The sequence below is a fragment of the Bacillus sp. (in: firmicutes) genome, assembly GCF_031983925.1.
Lineage (GTDB): Bacteria > Bacillota > Bacilli > Bacillales > Bacillaceae_G > Bacillus_A > Bacillus_A pacificus.
The window spans coordinates 235816-251248 of record NZ_DALYZR010000004.1 but is presented as its reverse complement, the minus strand read 5'-3'; the positions used below and the strand labels follow the sequence as shown (position 1 = coordinate 251248).

The window sequence follows — 15433 nt, the reverse complement described above, 5'->3', positions numbered from 1 at the left end:
TGCAGAAAAGCGAGAATATGCTACAATTTGTGGTAGGAAAAACTTGTAACCATCAATAGGGGAGTAATGGCATGTACAAATTTAAAGATTATTACCACAACACTGTACAATTATCGTTTGAACGTTATCCATTTTCTCCTGAGCCAAGGCATGTTTGGGTTGTATGCCGGTACGGGGATCAATGGTTATTAACGCATCATTTACGTCGCGGTCTTGAATTTCCAGGTGGAAAAGTAGAACTAGGGGAAACACCGGAAGAAGCGGCAGTTCGAGAAGTTCATGAAGAAACCGGCGGCATAGTTTCTGATTTAACTTACTTAGGACAATATAAAGTATCTGGAAAAGACAAAATAATCATTAAAAACATTTATTTTGCAACAATTAGTGCGGTAGAACAACATACGCATTACGAAGAAACGAAAGGATCTGTTTTATTAACAGACATTCCTGACAACATTAAAACAGATAGAAAATTTAGCTTTATAATGCGCGACGATGTATTGGCGCGTACGATGAAACATATAGAAGAAATCGGCTGTTTTACGAAGTAAAGTGGCCGGTTTCTTTTTTTATAAGATCAAATGTAAATATATCCTTACATTATTTTGGGTATATTATACAATTTTGTAAAGATACATTTACATTTTAGGAGGGAGAAGATGGATAAAAGGAAAGAAACGACTGTTACTGTTTCGATGGTTAAATTAAATATCTATGCATTTCTTATAATATTCGCTTTGGCGTTTGGAATTGGTTATTTGCATATATTTCTTTCAGGCGAGGTTCAATTTGACTTTACATTGCCCGCTATGTTTCTTTTGATTATTGGAATGATTGTTCTCGTTTGTATTCATGAAGCGATACATCTAATAGGATTTCATTATATCGGAGGCGTGCCGTGGAGTGAACTAAAATGGGGCGTCAATTGGAAATTAGGTGTTGCATATGCGCATTCTAAAAAAGAAATTACAGTAAAGCAAATGAAGAAAGTGTTAATGTTACCATTTCTACCGACTGGAATTTTGCCAATTGTATTGGGATTAGCTATGAATCTGGAGCCACTCTCATTTTTAGGAATTCTACTAACAGCAGGTTGCATGGGTGACATTGCCTTATATCAAAAAGTTTCAAAGTTTCCAGACGATGCGCTAGTGATAGATCATCCAAGTAAACCGCAGTTTACAGTATATGAGTCATAAAGGAAGAGGAGGCGTCCGGGAAACGAAGCCTCCTTTTACTATTGTCTTGTTTTTGCCTCTATCTCTAAAAACGAAAGCACCTCCAACAAATCATCCACCACACGCGAATGCTCAAAATCACCCCAAAATGAATCTCTTTTCCAAACACCAAGAATCCCTACTTGTTCAGAACCCAGTATATCATTTTCAGGATGATCCCCAACGTAAAGACATTCTTCTGCCTTCACATCTAGCTTTTTTAAAGCTCGTTCGAAAATTTCAGGATGTGGTTTTTTTATTCCTTCCGCTTCTGAAACGAGAATTGTATTTGTATACGTATGTATGTTTAGTGCGCGAAGATTGTTCATTTGAAAGTCAGTAAAGCCATTTGTGATAATCCCAATTTTAATATTTTGTTGTGTTAAACGTTGAAGTAATTCATGCATGTTTTGGAAAGGGATACAATGATGTTGGAAGTTAGTAATGTAGTTGTGCAGCAGTTGCTCTGGTGTTAAAGTAGTAATGTTGTATTCGGAAAGGAGAGTAGCATATACTTTATCCTTCCACGTGTATCCATTATTATCTAGTTCGAGAAATCGAGAACAATACTCGGATTTTTCTATGTTCATTAAATGAGAGGTAAAACGATTATATTGATCATGAATAAATTGTTCTAAAGATTGACGACGATCTAATAGTGTTCCATCTAAGTCGAATAGGACTGCCCGAATCATAGGAAACCTCCTTACAATTTTTATAATTTATTATCGCATATTCGTTAAAAAATGATTATGATATTTTTGTAGAATGTATTGATGGAGGAATGCATGAAGAGACTGTATGGCAAGTTAGTAGGGGTTATCGTTAGCAGGGTGCGAGAGTTCTATGAAGAGTGTGAAAGAAAAAGAAGTGTGTAAAACAGAAAAAGAATGCGTGGAAATAGGAGATAAGAAACTTCAAAAAGTATATGAAAAAATAGATGGATTATCTGAGCTTGAAGCAGTAGAAGATTATGAAATAGAAGAGCATGAAAGTGCAGATATGAAAAAGGCAGAGCGGAAAAAAGAAGATGATGATGAAAATTACTTCTTTTTAGCTTCTTATTATATTGATGGTGATGAAATTGTAGATCCTTATTTTGAAAAAATAGAACGGAAACGTTTAAAGATAGAACAACAAAGTGGTAACTAATGCGAGTTATATATGTTAGCTAAGAAAACGTAAAGAATTGTAGTTCTTTACGTTTTTTATGTTGATAAAATTGAAAATTCTGTATTTTTATCAAAAAGAAGAAGGAACTATAACTATAAAATAGAATTAGTATAAAAATGTCACAATTTAGACACAATTATAATGCGCGTGTTATAGGGACTATAAGTTTACTCTCGAGGAGGTAATGAAACGTATGAAAACGATTCTTGCTGTCGCTGGTCTCATTTGGGTAATGTCTCACGGTTTTCCGATTTTTGAAGGGGAGCAAATTCGTAGTGCATTGGATAAAAAGTTTAATGATTATCATGTGATAGATCGAAAAGATAATGTCGTTACAGTACGTGTGAAAGATTGTTTCCATACAGTTACGGTTGCGGATGGAAATGTTAAAAATGAAACAAAGATGTGTGATAAAAAGTAAAAGAAAGAAGCTGACTATAGTCTATCGCTCTAAGTCAGCTTCTTTTTCGTTTCCCAATTAGAAGTTTTTCAAATGCCTCAACAAACACATACATAAGTGTTGCGAGGACGCACGTGAGTAGTACGCTCAGTAAAACAAGTGTGAAATTAAATACTTGGAATCCGTAGCTAATTAAGTAGCCAAGGCCTTGTTTAGAGACGAGAAGTTCGCCGAATATAACACCGACCCATGATAATCCAACGTTCACTTTTAACGTTGAAATAATGGCTGGGAAAGATGCAGGGAGAATGACTTGTTTATAGCATTGCCATTTATTTGCGCCAAATGTGTCCATCACTTTTATATAGTTAGAATCGACTTCTTGAAATGCGCTGTAAATAACGAGAATGGTAATGATGATGGAAATGATTACTCCCATTGCAATCGACGAAGAAATATTTGGACCGAAGATTACAATGATAATCGGACCAAGTGCTACTTTTGGCATGGCGTTTAGGACGACGAGGTATGGATCGAGTACGCGGGCGAGAAGTGGTAGCCACCAAAGGAAAGTAGCGATAATAGCTCCGAGCACTGTTCCAAGAATGAAGCCTAATCCCGTTTCAAGTAATGTCGTCCATATGTGAACCAAAAGCGAACCGTCCATCCATTTACTAAGGAAGAGCTCCCAAATACTTGAAGGAGAGCTAAAGAGTAAAGGATCAATCCATTCTTTTTTGCTAGCTATCTCCCATAGTGCAAAGAAAAGAATGAGTAGTAAAAGCTGCAAAGAGCGTGCTAACCATGCGCGCCTGCGTTCTTTTTTCCGAAACTGTTCATGTAGTTGTTTTATATTATCCAAGACGCTCCAGCTCCTTCCATATATTTTGGAAGAGGGATGGGAAGTCATGGTGGTGGCGTGATTCTAACGGTGATAAGGAACGGATGCTTTCTGGGACGATAAATGTTTTTGCAATTTTTCCAGGATTCGCTTGCAGTAAATAAATACGATCACTCATCGCGATGGCTTCTTCAATATCATGTGTCACGAGTAGTGACGTTTTCTTATATTTGTGTAGTAAGCTGAAAACGAGATCTTCTAGTTTCAATTTCGTTTGATAATCGAGCGCTGAAAAAGGTTCATCTAGCAATAAAATTTTTGGGTCGGTCGCTAACGTTCGAACGAGGGCGGCACGTTGACGCATACCACCGGATAGTTCACGAGGATATTGCTGCTCTACATCATGTAGACCGACTTGCTTTAAAAGCTGTAAAGTATGTTCTTTCGTCTGTTCATCGTAAATTTTTCGTATATGAAGTCCAAGCATAATGTTTTCTTCAATTGTCTTCCAAGGAAACAAGTAGTCTTGCTGTAACATATATCCCATAGATGAAGTTTTCGTTGTAATGGGCTCACCATCTAAAAAGACGATACCTTCAATTGGATCAAGAAGCCCGGCAATAATGGAGAGGAGTGTCGTTTTGCCACAACCACTTGGGCCGAGTATCGAAATGAATTCGCCTTCTTCCACTTGTAAGCTCATATCTTCGAGAATCAATTTGGCATTCTCTTTTGCGAAAAAGCAGTGAGAAACGTTACGTATTTGTAAAAAACTCATACACTTCGCCTCTATTTCTTAATAACGCTTTCGGCAATTTTCGTATTGACGAGCGCTTCATGTGGAACTTCTTTTTGTAATTCGCCAGCGTCTTTCATAATCGTTTGGAGCTGTTTCCATTCTTCAGCATCTAATAGTGGATTTGTCGCATAAGAATGTTGCTTTTTATACCGTTCAATTACTTTTACTGTAATGTCTTTTGAAGTGTCTTTAAATAACGGAGAAACGGCATCGGCAATTTCTTCTGGGCTATGAGTATCAACCCATTGTTGTGCTTTATAGAGCGCCCGTGTGAATTTTTCAGCAGCAGCTTTATCTTTCTTTAAGAAACTTTCTTTTGCCATGAACGTTGTATACGGAACAGTACCAGATTCATTTCCGAACGAAGCGACGATATAACCTTTACCTTCTTTTTCAAATATACTTGCAGTCGGTTCAAAGAGCTGTACAAATTCTCCGGTACCAGATGCAAAGGCATTTGCAATGTTAGCGAATTCGATGTTTTGGATTAAATTTGTATCTTTGTGAGGATCAATGCCATTTTTCTTTAAAACGTATTCTCCAACCATTTGTGGCATGCCGCCTTTACGCTGTCCTAAAAACGTAACACCTTTTACGTCATTCCAATTAAAAGAGTCTAATTTTTTACGCGAAACTAAAAATGTTCCATCTGTTTGTGTAAGTTGTGCGAAGTTAATGACTGGGTCCTTTGCGCCTTGTTGATGAACGTAAATAGATGTTTCAGAACCGACGAGAGCAATATCAATCCCGCCAGATAATAGGGCGGTCATCGTTTTATCTCCACCAGCTGTTGTTTGGAGGTCAACATGCAATCCTTCATCTTTAAAAAATCTTTTTTCAATCCCGACATATAACGGGGCATAGAAGAGAGAATGGGTAACTTCGCCGACGCGAACATTTTGAGTTTGTTCTTTCGTATCTTCTTTTTTACTACTGCAAGCAGCAAATGTGAAGACAGCTAGTAACATGATACAAAAAACAGCTATTAATTTTTTCACTATATAACACCTCCTAGAAGTCACTCTACAAGCATGATATGTAGGTAAGTGCCCATATGTGAGTGTAGATAGCAGGAATTTTTTTGGGGATAAAGAAGTACAAATATAAGGGGTGATAAAATGGAGTACGAATATGATGATAGCGTACATTTACATCTTGATTATTTCGGAACAGAATGCGATATGGAATCGATTGCTTATAAACGGAAGAATGAAGACGTGTGGGATGTATATTTTAATTTTGGAGCATATGGTCTTCAGAAAGATGGGATTGAGACGGGGAAATTTATGGACGAATATGCTGGTTATTACGTTTTTTCTGTACATGCTCGTGATCTTAGTTGGGAATTTGGAAGTGCTCAATTTGAAGAGTGGGTTTTGAAAAATCATATCGTAGAAAAATCGCTGCAAAAATAAGGAGGAATTTTGTGGTCGATTTTCTTATTTTCTTGTTTATTTTTGTAGTCGGGTTTTTTATTATGCAAGTGCTCATTTACCGATTTGCAAAGAAAAACATCCAAAAATACACAAAAATAAAATGGCTTCATTTATGGCTAGAGATGAATATGAAAAAAGGACCGAGATTAGATTTTTTTGATTTTGTAGTTATTGTACTCGTATGTATCGTATGGAAAATATGGCTGTTTCCTTTTATATAATACTTTATCCCGCATTAACGGGCAGCCCGCCCCGCACCTCAAAATTGAGCGAAAGCAAAGAAGTTAGGTGGGGGCGGGTTCTTTTGTTATAGTAATAGTTGTAAAAAACTTGAAGTTATAAGTAAAATAGTGAGTAGTGTTGTGAAAGATATTTTGACAAATACAGAAACACATACATACGGAATTAAAGTGTGATTACAGAATGGACAAATTGGCTGTGTGCAAAGTGTGGGGTAATAAGAAAGAGGTCGTCCACCGTTGGACGACCTCTTTCTTATTATGCTTGGTTAGTGCGGAAGAATGGAAGCTTCTGCACAATGTGAATTAATCCGTATGCAAGAATTAAGCACATAAGGGGATTAATGAAAAATCCATAGCGATTAATTGCTAAGAATAAGTTTGAGAAGATAATGTAAATAATAGAACTTGCTACTAGCATCATAACGCGTTTATGTTTAAATGAATTTAGCATGAAGCAGAAGCTGCTCAAGAATGTGCCGATAATAAACACTCTATGACATAGTTGCATAAAGTTATGAATGCGGTATTGGTCTACAGCAGGAGCTGTTTTGAATAATTCAATTGTTTTACCGACAGTGAACCAAGAGAACCAATAAGTGAAGTCCGTCTTAAAGCCGTTCTTGATTAATTCTTTTGCGTATGCCCCTTTGTCATCTAAGCCTTTGGCTCTCATTTCATTTACTATATTTTCATATCCAATTTTATTAAATGGATCAGCACCCGCAATTAGTGGGTCAGCACCTTGGGTTGAGAATAAAATAAATTGGTTGAGTGCTAAATAGTTACGAACAACCCATGCACCAATAATAAAGAAAGGTCCGATAAACCATAACAATCCAATTCGAATGGAGTCTTTAAATCCATATGTAAATAACACAACAAGAACAGGAATGAGCATCATTGGAGCTGGATTTGGACGGAACATAAGTAAAATTGAAACGACAATTCCAAACCATATATGGAATTTCACTTTATTGTATTTCCATGCGAGAACAAATACATATACACATAAGGCTAATAAGAATATGGATGGAACTTCTGTTAGCAATGTACGGAAGTATGTATAGTTACTTGGATAAATAGCATATAAAATACTTGCAACAATTCCATAAATGTTTTTTTCGAACAATTCTTTTCCTATTAAGAATACTAATAGCACTGTGCATAGGTTCATAATCATGTTAATAACAGTTGCTACGTAATAGTAAGGAATTGATGTAATATCAGAAATAATCATAGCGCCAGCTAATAGTAATGGCTGACCTGGTGTAATATATGCATTTTTCCCTGGAACTTCACTAGGTTCTAAATACACATAACCAAATACACCATGTTTTAATAGTTGTTCAGCTGTTAACGAATAGTTAAAAGCATCATTTGCACCATATGTTACTTTGACTAACTCTCCATCTAATCCTGGCTGTTTTACTAAACAAAAAACGTGCAACAGGAAAGAAAGCGCCAAAATTGCATATACCGCTTTAGGCAAACTCTTAAACTTAGTAAGCAAAAATGAGCAACTCCTTTTTTATTAATTCTTTCGTATTTTCATGTGAAATCTTTAATAGTATTAAGGATTTCCAAAACATAGTTATTATATCATAAAGTGGAATGCTGAAATTAAGTTTTTCAAGAATGAGTAATTTGTATGCCATAATTTAACTGGTGATTAAGGGAATATTAAGACAATACATTTATAATAGAAGCAAGTATGCAGACGAAATATGTCATATATGTTATTTTTATAGAAGTAGTTCTTTCGATGCGGGGGAAATTAAGACATAGAAACGAGGGAATGAATTGAAGTATGGTTCTACACTTTTTGATCTTCCAAAAAGAAATATATTAATTTCTAGCATTATAAGTAGTATGGTGACTTTATTAGTAATAACTATGCTGTTTATGATTTTAAAGGTTTTTAATTTAGACATAATGAAAGCTCATTTAAATCAAAATCTTGTTTTAATTGTTATGATGATTTTCATATGGGGCATAACATTTTATATTTCACATTTTAATAAAAAAGAGATGTCTATACTTAGGGCATCCCTACGAGTGCATTTTATATTATTTTTACTAGCTCATACAGTAGCGTTATTTTATATTGTCCTGCAAGTTAATATGAGTTTTATAGGGGCAATGAATTGGATTTACTTTTATAACATGCAGTTTATATTAAGTTTTGTAGCAATTTATGCAATATACATTCTTGTTTATAATGTAATAGGCAAGGTTTTTCTAAGTATGATTTTAACGAGCTGTACGTTAGTCATTTTAGGTATTGTAAATTATTTAAAGCTTATTTTTAGAGGCGATCCGCTGTATCCTTCTGATTTCACACAAATTATGCATATGCAATCTGTTATACCGATGGTGATGGACTATTTTAGCTGGAGTTATATTTTTGTCATTATCTTAAGTATCGTGGCTTGTATTGTAGCAGGGATATATATGAGAAGGTATATTCAAAATGTAAAGACTCATCTAGGAATAAGAGCCTTATTAGTAGTAGGATCTATTTTTGTTCTATATGCGTACGGTAATTTTGCGAACACATTTATGAATAAAGTATTTCAAAAATCAGGTGTAGATTTTGTTTTGTGGGACCAAAATGAGAACTATGCTTCAAATGGTTTTGTACTTGGGTTTATTAGCAATTTAGATACAACAGTTATGGAAAAACCAAAAAATTATTCTAAAGAAAATATGCTTCAAATAGCAAACGATATAAAAAAACAATATAGTGGAAATATAGGGAGCCAAAAGAAAAAAGAGAAACCGAATATTATTTTTGTAATGAGTGAATCGTTTTGGGATCCGACGAAAGCAACTAACCTTTCTTTTAGTGAAGATCCTGTACCAAATTTGCATCATTATATAGAAAACTTTCCTGGTGGACAAACTATTTCTCCTACATTTGGGGGAAATACGGCGAACGTTGAATTTGAGGCATTAACGAGTTATTCAATGAGTTTGTTAAAGCCAGGTTCTATACCATATCAGCAGGTTATTACAAATAAGAAAGAAATTCCATCAATCCCTACGGCGTTGAAAAAAGAAGGGTATTACACAAGTGCAATTCATTCATTTGGTCGCTCATTTTTCAAACGCGATGACGTATACAGGGTGTTAGGGTTTGATAAGTTTAATGCAGCTGATACGATGGAAAATGTCGATATTGATGGAGATTATATTAGTGATTTAGCGATGAGTAAAGAGATAATTGCTGAGTTAGAGAAACAAAAACAACCTACATTTATTCATGCAGTTACGATGCAAAATCATTTTCCATTTACAGAAGGCCGATTTGGTGAAAACCTAATAGAAATTAGCGGTCTAGATAATGAAGAATCAAAGGGAGAATTAGAAACGTATACAGAAGGGTTAAGACGTTCAGATGAGGCTCTTCAATATTTAATAGAGCAACTAGATAATTTAGATAGACCTACATTATTAGTATTTTTTGGGGATCATCTTCCATCATTAGGAAAAAATAAATCTTTTTATAAAGAGAATGGGTATATAACGAATGAAAAAACACCGAGCGAACGTTTAGCGATGGCCCAAACGCCGCTATTAATGTACGCAAACTTTGATATGCCAAATGATAATTTAGGTTTAGTAAGTCCAATTTATTTTTCTAATCTTATTTTTGATTATGCAGGATTAAATAAATCTTTATTCTATCAATTTTTATCGGGATTTTACAAGGAAATACCGGTGCTTAGAGATGAATTAAAAGTTGATAAAAATGGAGAAGTAATCAATGATTTAACAAAGAAACAAAAAGAAATGTTAGAGCAATATAAAATGCTCCAATATGATTTACTCGTCGGAAATCAATATAGTAAAGATATCCTCTTTAAATAAAGTGAAACTTTAATCAGTGGTGGGGGTCTTCATCCCCCACTGATTATCAGCCCTCACCAATTGGACTTTTATGGGTAGCCCGACCCCCACCTAACTTCTTTGCTTTACTGAATTTTGAGGTGGGGGTCTTACTGCCCGTTAAAGCGGGATAAAAGAAACAAAAAGAACTTGTATAACGATACAAGTTCTTTTTTATAGTATTTAACGGGGTAACCAGACAAGCTGGGTTTAGGGAGTATTACTTGTACATTTAGTATAAATGAAAATGTAATCGTTTTATCAATTGATTTGTGAGAAATGTGTGAATTTTAACGTTTTTGAAAACTACGTTCCTATCGATACGATTTGGCATAGGTTTTTATGAATGCAAAAACTTTATAAGTTCTTCGTTTAATTCATCCGCTTGATCGATTGGGGAGCCGTGACCACTATTGGTGAGAGGATGTAACTGAGAATTTTTAATACGCTTTTGCGTAAGTTCAGCGCTTTTGTATGGGATAAGTTGATCGTGAATACCGTGGAATATTTTTGTTGGCACGTTAATTTTACTTAAATCTTTCGTTACATCTTCATTTGCGGCTGCTTGCAATATTTTGATGAGAGCATAGGAAGCAGACTGCATACCGAGATAAGAAAACCATTCTAACGTAGCGGATCCTAAGTTTCTATTAAAAAATGATAAAGACAAATCATTTAAAAATTTAGGTAGATTAGCATACATTTGATTAATGAGAGTATCTGCTTGTTCTTTTGGGACACCATAGGGAGATTCTTGATTTTTAACGAAAGAGGGGGAAACGGCATCGATTAATACAAGTTTAGAAATACGTTGACCATTATAGCGAGACATGTACCGAATGGAAAGAGCACCGCCTACTGAGAAACCGACTAATGTAGCATTTTCGACTTGAAGTGCTTCTAGGACAATGGCGATATCGTCTGCTAAACGATCGTATGTGTAACCAGTCCATGGTTTATCGGATTGCCCATTTCCGCGTATATCCATAGCGATGCAGCGGAAACCGTGCTGTGGTAATACGTTGAGCTGATATTGGTACATTTGATGATTTAAAGGCCAACTGTGAAAGAAGAACACGGTTTTACTACTGGGACCGGGATTAACATCTTGCACAAAAATATGCACATCTTTCTCGACGGTAACAAACATGAATGAGCCTCCTATTCATACGCCAGGAGCGTAGGATTTCGTTCTATTAAGACACCAAGCTTTCCTTCATTTTTTACCATTTATATAAAATCTCTCCCACATAATATACGTATTATTGTTTATAATTTTTATGATTACATATCGTCTGAAAGTATTAAAACGTTGGGATGATTTTCCTCAAATGTTCGATTTATCTTTGTTTGTATAAGAAAATCATTTATTATAATAAATGGTATTCTTCGAGATATTATGTTGAAGGGGTGTTGAAGTGAAAGAAAGTTTTCTATCATATAAAGAAGAAGAAAGGAATGCCAAAATCTTTTTGTGGGTGCTATACGTCATTGTTGTTTCATACCAAATTCTCTATGCAATCGTATTAGAAAATAAATCACTAACGGATAAGGGACATAGCATACTATGGCAAGTTATTTGCGGAACTGCAATACTCGGTGTAAATGTATATTTAATAAAAAAAGAGAAAGTGAATTTTGTGAAATATGCATGTGTATTTGCATACATAGGAATAGAAATTGCTAACATATTTTCGTATATGCTTTATAATAAGGCGGCATTTGATGGGGTAAATATAATAGAAATTATTTTCATCTTCTTTGTACCTATATTTTTAAATAAAAAATATTTTGTGTTTGTACTTTCAACTATTGTAGGGAAATATGTAATTTACTTATTTGTATTAAAGGAAGTAAAAGGATTTATGTACCTCATTATGTATACACTCATATTAATAGCGGCATATATCATTTTAAATCGATTTATACAATACCTTTCAGCGGTAAAGGAAAGTATTAAGAGTGCTAGTGAATCACAAAAATTAGCAGTAATCGGAAAGATGGCAGCGACAGTGGGACATGAAATTAAAAATCCACTTGCTTCATTAAAAGGGTTTACGCAATTACAACGAGAGAAGCATGAAGAGGACCCTATTTATAAACAGATGATTTTTGAAATAGAAAATATGAATAATATGATAAGTGAATTGATGGAAGTTGCTACATGTAAACCCTCTATTTATAAAAAACATAATATAGGTGAAATTGCATTACAAGCAGTAGCAATTCTTCGAGAAAAAATGAATGAATCTACTGTCCAGCTTATGTCTAATATCGAAGAAAAGATAATAGAAGTTGAATGTGATGAGCGAAAAATAAGAGGGGTCTTTCTATATGTCATAAAAAATGCTCTGGAGGCGATGGAGCAAGGTGGCACATTAGAGTTACGATTAGAAAATAAAGGACAAGATTATGTAATATTAAGTGTAATCGATAATGGTTACGGTATTAAGAAAGAAAATGTGGCTCGTGTTACAGAAGCTTTTTATACAACAAAACAAGATAAAATTGGTTTGGGACTTACGGTAGCAGATCGAATTGTCAACGAACACCTTGGTACGTTACATATTTCAAGTGAAAGAGATAAGGGAACGAGAATAGATATTATTCTTCCAAAAAAGTGTGGAAATAATGAAATACAAGTGGGAGAAAAGCTAGGAGTTACCATATGAATAAAGACGGTATATTTAAAAATGAAGAAATGAAGGCGCTGAAAATATATTTAAGTTTATTTTTAATTATATTTTTTGTATACGATCTTGCCTACGAATTTATTGTACCTTTAATAGGAGGAGAGCAAGAAGGAGTAGGACAATTTGAAGATGGTTTAGGTTTATGGCTTTATTTTCTGATGGTGTTTTTATTTTGCATTGGAATATACTTTATGAAATGGAAAAATCCATTTGCAGTAAAGTATATTATTCTAATTGGGTATAATCTATTAGATTTTATCCATAATATTATGATTTACTACGGTAGTGATGCTGAGTTTGATGGTGGGAATATAGTAGAAGGATTTTTTATTTTATTTGCCCCACTTTTTGTGAATAAAAGATATTTTTGGTTAGTTCCGAGCATACTTGTTGGAAAATATGCTCTTATAGGAATCATGATTCACTCATCACTCGTTTTAATCCCGATGGCATTATATAGCGTATTTACTATCATATGTTGGATTATGTTTTTAAGATTCCAATCTTACGTTCGTACGTTTGAGATGATGAATAAAGAAATACAACAAACAGAAAAATTAGCAACTGTTGGGAAAATGGCTACAGTTATTGGTTCCAAAATTAAAAGACCTTTAGCTAATTTAGATAAATTTGTAAATAAGCAAGCGGTTAAATATCCAGAGGATAAAATATATAGTGATATTATGAAACAAGAAGTAGAACGAATTCATACAATCGCTACAGAACTTAGTGGATTTGAGAAATCTAAATCAATAGAATCAGAAGTTCATAATATAGAAGAAATTATCGCTTATGTTATTCGAGTTATGGGGAAGCCTGCTTTAAATCAAGGTGTGCACATACAAGGTATTTATAGTAAAGACATACCATCGATTACATGCGATGAAAAACGATTAAAACAAGTGTTTTTTAATCTAATTAAAAATGCGATTGAAGCAATGTCAGTTGGCGGAACGATTACGATTAAAGTGACTGTAGAAGATGCAATCATTGTTCAAGTTAAGGATGAAGGTTGCGGCATTCCAAAAGACAAAATCCCGAAGCTAAATGAAGCCTTTTACACAACAAAAGAAACGGGAACAGGTTTAGGCTTAGTAGTTACAGAAAAAATTATTAAAGATCACAACGGTAAAATAAGTTTTGAAAGTGAAGTTGGTGTTGGAACGACGGTGAAGGTTGTATTGCCGATATCATGAAAAGTTATTTTAAAAAGGGAGATCACTTATTTGAGAGTGAACTCCCTTTTTTTTTTGAATAAAAATTCAAAATTGTTCACACTATTAGTGCAGTATGCGGAAAAATCCAAAATGTGGTTATTTTACAGTAAAAGTATATAATGAACTTGTCTGTTATTTGTTGACCCGAATCTTGGGTCTTTTTTGTGGAATAAATGGTTTTAAGTGTGGGTTATATGTCAGTGATTAGAAAAATAGAATATACAGCACTCGCAGTAATTCCAGGGTTAATATAAAGGGATATAGCATCTCCTCTCGAAACAAGGTTTCCAGTTGTAATACTAGTCCAAGTTACAGTAGCGGGACCTACTGCGGGAGTAGGATTAAATACTTGAATTTGTCCGGAACCAGTATCCGTCGGTTTAATGGAAAATACTATAGTTCCGGTAATTTTGTCTGTGGTAGTTAAAGTAATAGTAGTTAGAATGTAACTGGAAGTAGGAGCGGTGAGGTTTGTAGGGACATTCCTGCAAATATCAATTGTATAAACAGCAGCAGGTAAGTTATTTACATTTATAGACGCCGTAAAACCAACTATACTACCAGATCCAGCAGTGACATACGGAATAACATTGGAGTCAATTCCAGGAGATCCCGCTATACGTTGAAAACCAGCATTTGTTCCTTGAAACACAATACTTTTTGCTGAAGCACTACCAGCGGAGCCAGTGGGTCCAGTACTTCCAGTGATGCCGGTGGGTCCGGTGTTTCCGGTAGGTCCGGTGTTTCCGGTAGGTCCAGTATGCCCGGTGGGTCCAGTGATGCCGGTAGATCCGGTGATGCCAGTGGGTCCGGTGCTTCCAGTGGACCCAGTGATGCCAGAAGGTCCGGTGCTTCCGGTGGGTCCAGTGATGCCAGTGAATCCGGTGCTTCCAGTGGGTCCAGTGCTTCCAGTAGATCCGGTGTTACCAGCAGGTCCGGTGATGCCAGTAGATCCGGTGCTTCCAGTGGGTCCAGTATGCCCGGTGGGTCCAGTGATGCCGGTGGATCCGGTGCTTCCAGTGGGTCCAGTGCTTCCAGTAGATCCGGTGTTACCAGCAGGTCCGGTGATGCCAGTAGATCCGGTGCTTCCAGTGGGTCCGGTGATGCCGGCAGGTCCAGTGATACCAGTGGATCCGGTGCTTCCAGTGGGTCCAGTGATGCCGGTAGGTCCGGTGCTGCCGGTGGGTCCAGTAGCCCCACTTTCTACTAATACGATATAATCTGGAGATACATTAGGAAATCCTTGAGGTGCATCCTTTTTTACAACATAGCCGCTGCTCGTATAAGTAACAACTTGTCCGGCTTTATAGTTGGGAGCGGCTGCAAGACTAAAGGCGGTAGTACTTTGTAAGCCAGCTCCTGTACCCCCAGTAGCGCCGGTAGCTCCAGTGGGCCCAGTGATGCCGGTAGGTCCGGTGCTTCCAGTGGGTCCAGTAGCCCCACTTTCTACTAATACGATATAATCTGAAGAGACATTAGGAAATCCTTGAGGTGCATCCTTTTTTACAACATAGCCGCTGCTCGTAT

Annotated in this window: 15 protein-coding genes and 2 pseudogenes; 10 read left to right on the top strand and 7 right to left on the bottom strand. The window is 35.7% G+C overall.

What is annotated here, in order from left to right; genetic code table 11:
- Window positions 1–71: 71 nt before the first annotated feature.
- Window positions 72–551, top strand: a complete 480-nt coding sequence (gene mutTA / locus RTP99_RS16245) for an antimutator 8-oxo-(dGTP/GTP)ase (RefSeq protein ID WP_000276391.1) — start codon at window positions 72–74, stop codon at window positions 549–551.
- A 108-nt stretch (window positions 552–659) separates the two neighbouring features.
- Window positions 660–1199, top strand: a complete 540-nt coding sequence (locus tag RTP99_RS16240) for a DUF3267 domain-containing protein (RefSeq protein WP_000361295.1) — start codon at window positions 660–662, stop codon at window positions 1197–1199.
- A gap of 38 nt (window positions 1200–1237) precedes the next feature.
- Here the strand turns inward: RTP99_RS16240 and RTP99_RS16235 are convergent, their stop codons facing one another.
- The gene (locus tag RTP99_RS16235) at window positions 1238–1912 is read right to left on the bottom strand and encodes an HAD family hydrolase (protein ID WP_000617319.1); all 675 of its coding nucleotides are present in this window, start codon (window positions 1910–1912) and stop codon (window positions 1238–1240) included.
- A gap of 93 nt (window positions 1913–2005) precedes the next feature.
- On the opposite strand from RTP99_RS16235, the pseudogene RTP99_RS16230 reads away from it, so the two are divergent.
- Window positions 2006–2342, top strand: a pseudogene (locus tag RTP99_RS16230) (recombinase family protein); the annotation flags it as partial.
- 241 nt (window positions 2343–2583) lie between these two features.
- Window positions 2584–2811, top strand: a complete 228-nt coding sequence (locus RTP99_RS16225; protein WP_000849109.1) for a hypothetical protein — start codon at window positions 2584–2586, stop codon at window positions 2809–2811.
- A gap of 34 nt (window positions 2812–2845) precedes the next feature.
- Here the strand turns inward: RTP99_RS16225 and RTP99_RS16220 are convergent, their stop codons facing one another.
- The 3 genes from RTP99_RS16220 to RTP99_RS16210 are packed head-to-tail and all read right to left on the bottom strand — an operon-like array spanning window position 2846 to window position 5428.
- A complete protein-coding gene (locus RTP99_RS16220) occupies window positions 2846–3652 on the bottom strand; it encodes an ABC transporter permease (RefSeq protein WP_000368792.1) in 807 nt (268 codons plus the stop codon).
- Window positions 3645–4409, bottom strand: a complete 765-nt coding sequence (locus RTP99_RS16215; protein ID WP_000009044.1) for an ABC transporter ATP-binding protein — start codon at window positions 4407–4409, stop codon at window positions 3645–3647. The genes RTP99_RS16220 and RTP99_RS16215 overlap by 8 nt, the downstream gene beginning before the upstream one ends.
- An 11-nt stretch (window positions 4410–4420) precedes the next feature.
- Window positions 4421–5428: an ABC transporter substrate-binding protein gene (locus RTP99_RS16210; RefSeq protein WP_000733207.1), complete on the bottom strand. Its 1008-nt coding sequence runs from the start codon at window positions 5426–5428 to the stop codon at window positions 4421–4423.
- Window positions 5429–5548: 120 nt separating this feature from the next.
- On the opposite strand from RTP99_RS16210, the gene RTP99_RS16205 reads away from it, so the two are divergent.
- The 3 genes and pseudogenes from RTP99_RS16205 to RTP99_RS16195 form a co-directional block, all read left to right on the top strand.
- On the top strand, window positions 5549–5845 hold the full coding sequence (locus RTP99_RS16205; protein WP_000455572.1) for a DUF3986 family protein: 297 nt from the start codon (window positions 5549–5551) through the stop codon (window positions 5843–5845).
- Between the two features lie 11 nt (window positions 5846–5856).
- Window positions 5857–6087 carry a hypothetical protein gene (locus RTP99_RS16200; protein ID WP_000227423.1) on the top strand — a complete coding sequence of 77 codons (231 nt, stop codon included), beginning with the start codon at window positions 5857–5859 and terminating at the stop codon, window positions 6085–6087.
- A gap of 120 nt (window positions 6088–6207) precedes the next feature.
- Window positions 6208–6282 (top strand): annotated as a pseudogene (locus tag RTP99_RS16195) (DUF2196 domain-containing protein); the annotation flags it as partial.
- 82 nt (window positions 6283–6364) lie between these two features.
- Here RTP99_RS16195 and RTP99_RS16190 read toward each other — a convergent pair.
- Window positions 6365–7618 carry a glycosyltransferase family 39 protein gene (locus RTP99_RS16190; RefSeq protein WP_000956217.1) on the bottom strand — a complete coding sequence of 418 codons (1254 nt, stop codon included), beginning with the start codon at window positions 7616–7618 and terminating at the stop codon, window positions 6365–6367.
- A 290-nt stretch (window positions 7619–7908) separates the two neighbouring features.
- Between RTP99_RS16190 and RTP99_RS16185 the strand changes: the two genes are divergently transcribed.
- Window positions 7909–9978: an LTA synthase family protein gene (locus RTP99_RS16185; RefSeq protein ID WP_000873607.1), complete on the top strand. Its 2070-nt coding sequence runs from the start codon at window positions 7909–7911 to the stop codon at window positions 9976–9978.
- A 358-nt stretch (window positions 9979–10336) separates the two neighbouring features.
- On the opposite strand, the gene RTP99_RS16180 is transcribed toward RTP99_RS16185, so the two are convergent.
- Window positions 10337–11146, bottom strand: a complete 810-nt coding sequence (locus tag RTP99_RS16180; protein WP_000498297.1) for an alpha/beta fold hydrolase — start codon at window positions 11144–11146, stop codon at window positions 10337–10339.
- 268 nt (window positions 11147–11414) lie between these two features.
- Here RTP99_RS16180 and RTP99_RS16175 point away from each other — a divergent pair, with 268 nt between their 5' ends.
- On the top strand, window positions 11415–12668 hold the full coding sequence (locus RTP99_RS16175) for an ATP-binding protein (protein WP_000664876.1): 1254 nt from the start codon (window positions 11415–11417) through the stop codon (window positions 12666–12668).
- Window positions 12665–13885 carry an ATP-binding protein gene (locus RTP99_RS16170; RefSeq protein WP_001030621.1) on the top strand — a complete coding sequence of 407 codons (1221 nt, stop codon included), beginning with the start codon at window positions 12665–12667 and terminating at the stop codon, window positions 13883–13885. The genes RTP99_RS16175 and RTP99_RS16170 overlap by 4 nt, the downstream gene beginning before the upstream one ends.
- Before the next feature lie 211 nt (window positions 13886–14096).
- Here RTP99_RS16170 and RTP99_RS16165 read toward each other — a convergent pair whose 3' ends face one another.
- Window positions 14097–15365: a collagen-like domain-containing protein gene (locus RTP99_RS16165; protein ID WP_226990221.1), complete on the bottom strand. Its 1269-nt coding sequence runs from the start codon at window positions 15363–15365 to the stop codon at window positions 14097–14099.
- Window positions 15366–15433 lie beyond the last annotated feature (68 nt).

Excerpts from the sequence above, each read along its gene's own strand:
- mutTA (WP_000276391.1), top strand. The coding sequence starts at position 72 with ATGTACAAATTTAAAGATTATTACCACAACACTGTACAATTATCGTTT.
- RTP99_RS16240 (WP_000361295.1), top strand. The coding sequence starts at position 660 with ATGGATAAAAGGAAAGAAACGACTGTTACTGTTTCGATGGTTAAATTA.
- RTP99_RS16235 (WP_000617319.1), bottom strand. The coding sequence starts at position 1,912 with ATGATTCGGGCAGTCCTATTCGACTTAGATGGAACACTATTAGATCGT.
- RTP99_RS16225 (WP_000849109.1), top strand. The coding sequence starts at position 2,584 with ATGAAAACGATTCTTGCTGTCGCTGGTCTCATTTGGGTAATGTCTCAC.
- RTP99_RS16215 (WP_000009044.1), bottom strand. The coding sequence starts at position 4,409 with ATGAGTTTTTTACAAATACGTAACGTTTCTCACTGCTTTTTCGCAAAA.
- RTP99_RS16205 (WP_000455572.1), top strand. The coding sequence starts at position 5,549 with ATGGAGTACGAATATGATGATAGCGTACATTTACATCTTGATTATTTC.
- RTP99_RS16180 (WP_000498297.1), bottom strand. The coding sequence starts at position 11,146 with ATGTTTGTTACCGTCGAGAAAGATGTGCATATTTTTGTGCAAGATGTT.
- RTP99_RS16170 (WP_001030621.1), top strand. The coding sequence starts at position 12,665 with ATGAATAAAGACGGTATATTTAAAAATGAAGAAATGAAGGCGCTGAAA.